The 1279-nt window shown below is 59.1% G+C and carries 2 protein-coding genes; one reads left to right on the top strand and one right to left on the bottom strand.

The window, feature by feature from the left end:
* Nucleotides 1–231: hypothetical protein (locus ACN4EK_RS32705; protein WP_431662621.1), on the bottom strand; the 231-nt coding region annotated here is incomplete at its 3' end.
* Nucleotides 232–429: 198 nt separating this feature from the next.
* On the opposite strand from ACN4EK_RS32705, the gene ACN4EK_RS32700 reads away from it, so the two are divergent.
* Complete coding sequence (locus ACN4EK_RS32700; protein WP_431662620.1) at nucleotides 430–1080, top strand: hypothetical protein; 651 nt, start codon at nucleotides 430–432, stop codon at nucleotides 1078–1080.
* The last annotated feature ends 199 nt before the right edge of the window (nucleotides 1081–1279 follow it).

The raw sequence follows: 1279 nt of genomic DNA, 5'->3' as shown, positions 1-1279 counted from the left end.
GTTGTCGAGGGGTTGAAGCGTTCTCTGCTCGAGGTCGACGTAGCCGAGATCGTAGGTCATGAAGCTGACGAGCCAGATGCCGTCGTCGACCTCCTTTATTCCGATACGTTGACCTGCGAGCACGGTGGAGATGTTGATTTTCTTGCGGTGCAGGCGAAGCCGCCCGCAGGCGATGATGAGGATGTCCCTGTCGTTGGCCTCGGGCCTCGCCCATCGCACGTTCTCGACCAAACCGGCCGTTTTTCCGCGAACGCCCTCATGACGCCCTGCGCGCGGAGTCCAGGGCGCGGATCCCGGCTGCGTTAAGGACAACGACCAATTAAGATTGCATTTCTGCTGAAATTTCAATTTTTAATAGCCGTCAATGCCTTGTGGCGCGGCCTGATTCTCCGTGCGCTCGCAATCGGATCAGGATCTGGAACGACGAAGGTGATCATGCTTCCAAACCGTGAAAGAGCGGCGGCCGTGTTTCTGGCCGCCTTGGCCGTCGGCTATCTGGTCTTCCTGATCTCGAAACCCGCGAACGACCCCGCGCCCCGCGTCGCTCCGGCCTTCACCGCTGAAGACCGCCGGCTCATGCTGCTGGCCAGCACACGCGACGCGGACGGCATCATCGCCGCGCTGGCGAGCGGACAGATACCCATCGACTACGCCGTGGGCGGCAAGATGGACATATTCACCATTGCGACCAGCGCCAAGTTGCCGGAATTGCTCACATTTCTCCTGCAGCAGGCGGATGCCCGGGTGAGTTCGACGGCCAGAACATTCGTCTTCATGCGCGACGAGAAGCATCGCGCAGAAAGCGCGATGATCGCGCGGATGTATCTGGAGCACACATACGATCGAAACGGAATGGCCCTTGATGTCAACGATTCAGTCGGCCTCCTGATGATCATGTGTTCCTTGCGACCCTATACGCCGGATGAGATCGACGCGATGCTCGATGGTTTCGCGATCCAAGCGCCTGAAAGCATCATCGACAACGCCATCAATTCGTTTGAAAGCAATCCGCCCCAAGGGGAAGGCGCCACGGAGTGTTTCCAGCAAGTCCTGCAATACGTCACCGCACGACCGGCCTGATATGCTGGTCTTCGCATCGATTACGATGTTCCCCGCTTCGATCCGGTCATTGACCAACAACGGGGTCAGCGCGCTCCTAGGGGAGCGGCACGTCGATTTCGGACAGGGCCGCGGGATACCTCCAGACGATCGCCAAGCGCCGAGCTTGTCTGGCAAGCCGGGGGAGCGATCGATCAAACGCTGTCTCTTATACACATCT

The organism is Pantanalinema rosaneae CENA516 (assembly GCF_050753385.1).
In the GTDB taxonomy this organism is placed as follows: domain Bacteria; phylum Cyanobacteriota; class Cyanobacteriia; order Leptolyngbyales; family Leptolyngbyaceae; genus Pantanalinema; species Pantanalinema rosaneae.
Note: the sequence above shows the minus strand (reverse complement) of the source record. Positions and strands in the feature narration are given on the sequence as shown.